This is a genomic window from Bacillus sp. UNC438CL73TsuS30, from assembly GCF_000482325.1.
Lineage (GTDB): Bacteria > Bacillota > Bacilli > Bacillales > Cytobacillaceae > Neobacillus.
The window spans coordinates 1-3,814 of record NZ_AXVA01000045.1 but is presented as its reverse complement, the minus strand read 5'-3'; the positions used below and the strand labels follow the sequence as shown (position 1 = coordinate 3,814).

Annotated in this window: 6 protein-coding genes; 4 read left to right on the top strand and 2 right to left on the bottom strand. The window is 37.3% G+C overall.

What is annotated here, in order from left to right; genetic code table 11:
* Window positions 1-389 precede the first annotated feature (389 nt).
* A complete protein-coding gene (locus tag M028_RS0113435) occupies window positions 390-959 on the top strand; it encodes an isochorismatase family cysteine hydrolase (RefSeq protein ID WP_026574331.1) in 570 nt (189 codons plus the stop codon).
* Window positions 960-1,069: 110 nt separating this feature from the next.
* Here M028_RS0113435 and M028_RS0113430 read toward each other — a convergent pair whose 3' ends face one another.
* Window positions 1,070-1,441, bottom strand: coding sequence for an MmcQ/YjbR family DNA-binding protein (locus M028_RS0113430; RefSeq protein ID WP_026574330.1), 372 nt, complete (start codon window positions 1,439-1,441; stop codon window positions 1,070-1,072).
* A gap of 24 nt (window positions 1,442-1,465) precedes the next feature.
* Entirely contained in the window at window positions 1,466-1,861 is a 396-nt protein-coding gene (locus tag M028_RS0113425; protein ID WP_026574329.1) for a VOC family protein, read from the bottom strand.
* A 217-nt stretch (window positions 1,862-2,078) separates the two neighbouring features.
* On the opposite strand from M028_RS0113425, the gene M028_RS0113420 reads away from it, so the two are divergent.
* From M028_RS0113420 to M028_RS0113410, 3 genes are read left to right on the top strand one after another with little or no spacing between them, the layout of a single operon-like run.
* On the top strand, window positions 2,079-2,510 hold the full coding sequence (locus M028_RS0113420) for a MarR family winged helix-turn-helix transcriptional regulator (protein WP_026574328.1): 432 nt from the start codon (window positions 2,079-2,081) through the stop codon (window positions 2,508-2,510).
* A gap of 33 nt (window positions 2,511-2,543) precedes the next feature.
* Complete coding sequence (locus M028_RS0113415) at window positions 2,544-3,359, top strand: class I SAM-dependent methyltransferase (protein ID WP_026574327.1); 816 nt, start codon at window positions 2,544-2,546, stop codon at window positions 3,357-3,359.
* 49 nt (window positions 3,360-3,408) lie between these two features.
* Complete coding sequence (locus tag M028_RS0113410; protein WP_026574326.1) at window positions 3,409-3,702, top strand: RNA polymerase alpha subunit C-terminal domain-containing protein; 294 nt, start codon at window positions 3,409-3,411, stop codon at window positions 3,700-3,702.
* The last annotated feature ends 112 nt before the right edge of the window (window positions 3,703-3,814 follow it).

The window sequence follows — 3,814 nt, the reverse complement described above, 5'->3', positions numbered from 1 at the left end:
AACAATGAAAGTTTGTGAAAAAATCCAATAAAATTCACAAAGTATGTGAAATAAGGTTTAGAAGTGGAATAAACTACAACTTAATCGACAGTCTCTATTTTTCGCCTATTGATTCGAAAAAAGTGAAAATAGGGGATTTTGCTTTGCATAATCGGAAAACCTTCCCTTATTAACCCCGAAATGAGCTCCATTCTACATTTAACCGAAAAATCTTCGCTTATTCTACTTTTGCTGGTTACTAGATTAAGGACGTGACATTTTATCTTTGTTGTTATTTCATAGAACTGCATTTTTGAAAACGTAAAAAGCCTAAACTCTCAGTTGAGAATTTAGGCTTTTTAATATTAAACTTATATTAAAGTACCTTAACGAAAAGGAGTTTTCAACACATGCAAAATCATACTGAAAAAGCTGCATTATTAGTCATGGATATGCAAAACGGCATTGTATCACGTTTTGCGGAAAACAAGGAGGTACTGTTTCCTATTCAGAAGGCTTTGACAACTGCGCGCAAACACAATATTCCGGTTATTTTTGTACGAGTTGGATTTAGCGAAGGCTATCCTGAAGTTAGCCCACGAAATAAGGCGTTTACTAGTATTGCCAATCAGGGAGGCATGACCACCTCGGACGAAGCAACGCAAATTCATGAACTGTTTAAGCCCAAGGAAAATGAACCGATTGTAACGAAGTACCGATTTAGTGCGTTCGCCGGAAGCACGCTCGAATTGATCCTCCGCTCACGCCAAATTGATACACTTATACTGAGCGGAATTTCGACAAGCGGAGTCGTTCTATCAACATTACGAGAAGCTGCGGATAAAGACTTTTCATTGAAAGTTTTGAGTGATGCCTGTATTGATGGCGATCCTGAAGTTCACCGCGTCCTTACTGAGAAGGTATTCCCTCGTCAGGCGGATGTTCTCACCGTCGATTCGTGGATCGATACATTGGAATGAATAATGAGGGGCTGTTTTGAAAAAGCGGAACAGGCCCTATCTTTTGTTAAAAAAATAGGGGCACGAGCAACTTAATCAGATACTCGAACCCCTATTAGGAAAACTAATCATCACTTTCTATTTAACTCATTCCATTTCTTAACCAATCGTTTTGGTGCCGCACGTAAATAGGCTTCCTGCAATAAATCGGTCAATTCTTTCCAAACCTCTCCATGAGGATTTTGAATCGATACCCAGCCGTGATGACCAATATACGGGGTTTTGAAAAAATACTCCTTCTGCAGTAATAAGCCCTGAGTTTCCCGGTCTGATTTGAACGACAAGCCGAATCCGTTCTCACTTTCACCTGTTATCACGAAGGATTTTCCATTTATTTTAAACGTAATGTGTCCAAAGCCGTCGATATGTTCTACCGCTTCAGGGAATGCAAGACAGATTTTCCTCACCCATTCAAGCATGCTCGCTGTCTCTTGTGTTTTCATACTTTCATTCACCTATCTTGAAATCTATTTCGCATTCGCATCTGGCTGATGAATTCCAATGATATTCCCTTCGGTATCGATATAGTATCCTTGCCACGCCATTCCAGGCAGGGCATATTTAGGCATTGCGACCTTTCCGCCATTTTCCATAATTTTAGATTCCGTTACATCGTAGTCTCCCACTCCCATTGTACAAACAAAACCATTCACCGCCTGATTGGCTTCCGGTTTAGCCCCTTGGCGCTGCATCAACGCACCATTAATTCCCATATCATTTTCATCACCCGTAACTGCTCCAAAGTAAGGCATGCCAGCATACTCACTCCAATCTTGAAAGGACCATCCGAATACCTCTCCATAAAACTTCTTTGCCCGTTCCATGTCATCCACATGAATTTCGAAATGAACTAATCTTCCCATATAGACCTCCTATTTTTCAAAAAAATATTCGCTTTAAATCAATTCGCTTAATCGCTTTCAATTTCCTCTCTATTATCGTGAAGAATATGGAAAAATATTCATCTCTCATAATTCATATTAAAATTTTAGTAAATATTTTTTAACTATTATTAAGGGTATAAATTGATTTAACTTAAATATAGTAATATAATAATTACTAATTTAAGGGGGTTTATTTATGATTGAAGAAATAGCTAAAGAATACATTGCTCTGATACCGAATCTCTTTGGTAGTTTTAGTGAATTAAACAAGGATTCTGTGGAATTATCTCATTTACAGAATCACGTTATAGAATATATCTACATGCAGAATAAAGCTTTAAATCTTAAAGAAATCAGCATTGGTCTAAATATTGCTAAGCAGCAACTAACGAATATTGTGAAGGATTTGGAGGCTGAAGGGTATTTGATTAAAATGCCTGACATCAAGGATAAACGGGCAGTCTTAGTTTCTCTCACACCAAGAGGAAAAGAAATTGAAAATAAGAAATGGACGAAGATTTATCAAACATTTTGTAAAAATATTACTAAGTTAAATAATGAAGAACAGTTGGATTTACAATTTTCCCTTCACAAGGTGAATGTAATGTTAAAAAAAATGGAGGATTAAGAATTTCCGAATAGAATAACAGGAGAGAGAAAGATGGTTTTAAACGAAACCCATAAAATAAATTTAACAGAAGAAAAAGAAACACTTCTGATTACCTTATATGCAAAGGCATTAGACAGTCATTCAAAACATCCTATTCTTCATGATAAAAAGGCAGTAGAGATCCTGCAGAAAATTGATTATGACTTTGAAAAAATCAATCATTTTGGCAACGAAATCATGGTTGTTAGAGCGAAACAATTGGATACATGGCTGCAGGAGTTCCTAAAAAAAGAGCCCGAAGCAACGGTACTTAACCTCGGCTGTGGTCTGGATACAAGAATATCAAGAATAAATCCACCATCGACGGCAAGTTGGTTTGATGTAGATTTCCCTGAAGTTATCGAATTACGAAAGCTCTTTTTTTCAAATCAAGATGGTTACGAAATGATTTCTTCTTCGGTTACCGAACTGACCTGGTTGGATCAAATCCAAAGAAACAATCCAGTAATGATTATTGCTGAAGGCATGTTGGAATACCTGACAAAGGATGAGGTAAAAACACTACTTAATCGTTTAACTAGCTATTTCCCACATGGACAGATTGCTTTTGACGTAATGAACTCATTTGCAATAAATTCCGGTAAAGAACGTCTAAAAGAAACGACCGGAGCTGTACACAAGTGGATAGTTAATGATATTCAGGATGTTGATCGCTTAAACTCCAAATTGAAAAGAATAGCTGCCTTTTCTGTTTTTAAATCAAAGTACGTTCATAAACTCCCTATAAAAGTTCGTTTGATTTATGCGGCAATGACAGCCTTTCCTAGTTTAAGAAATATGATGCGTTTACTTTTGTATAAGTTTTAAATGTCTTAATAAAGATACACTCACTTTCAAATTGAGGAGATATTTTAAAATGACCACTTCAGAAAAACATTTAAGAACCTGCAACAAAGGACATAAATACTATAAAAGCAGCGACTGCCCAACCTGTCCGACTTGCGAGAAAGAACGCATACCTAGCAGCGGATTTCTTTCCCACCTATCGGCTCCTGCAAGACGGGCATTAGAAAACAATGGAATAACTTCTTTAAACGAACTATCAAAATTAAGTGAGAAAGAGATTTTGGAATTTCACGGTATGGGTCCAGCTTCTTTACCTAAACTTAGGTCCGCTTTAAAAGAAAATGGGCTATCATTCAGGAACTGATCTCAAGAATTGAAAGGAAATAGAGTAGGCGCATGAAAAATTTCATGCGCCTCTCACAGATCCGTACGTGCGGGTCATCGCATACGGCTCCTCCACTTTATCCCCGTTGGGG

Excerpts from the sequence above, each read along its gene's own strand:
- M028_RS0113435 (WP_026574331.1), top strand. The coding sequence starts at position 390 with ATGCAAAATCATACTGAAAAAGCTGCATTATTAGTCATGGATATGCAA.
- M028_RS0113430 (WP_026574330.1), bottom strand. The coding sequence starts at position 1,441 with ATGAAAACACAAGAGACAGCGAGCATGCTTGAATGGGTGAGGAAAATC.
- M028_RS0113425 (WP_026574329.1), bottom strand. The coding sequence starts at position 1,861 with ATGGGAAGATTAGTTCATTTCGAAATTCATGTGGATGACATGGAACGG.
- M028_RS0113420 (WP_026574328.1), top strand. The coding sequence starts at position 2,079 with ATGATTGAAGAAATAGCTAAAGAATACATTGCTCTGATACCGAATCTC.
- M028_RS0113415 (WP_026574327.1), top strand. The coding sequence starts at position 2,544 with ATGGTTTTAAACGAAACCCATAAAATAAATTTAACAGAAGAAAAAGAA.
- M028_RS0113410 (WP_026574326.1), top strand. The coding sequence starts at position 3,409 with ATGACCACTTCAGAAAAACATTTAAGAACCTGCAACAAAGGACATAAA.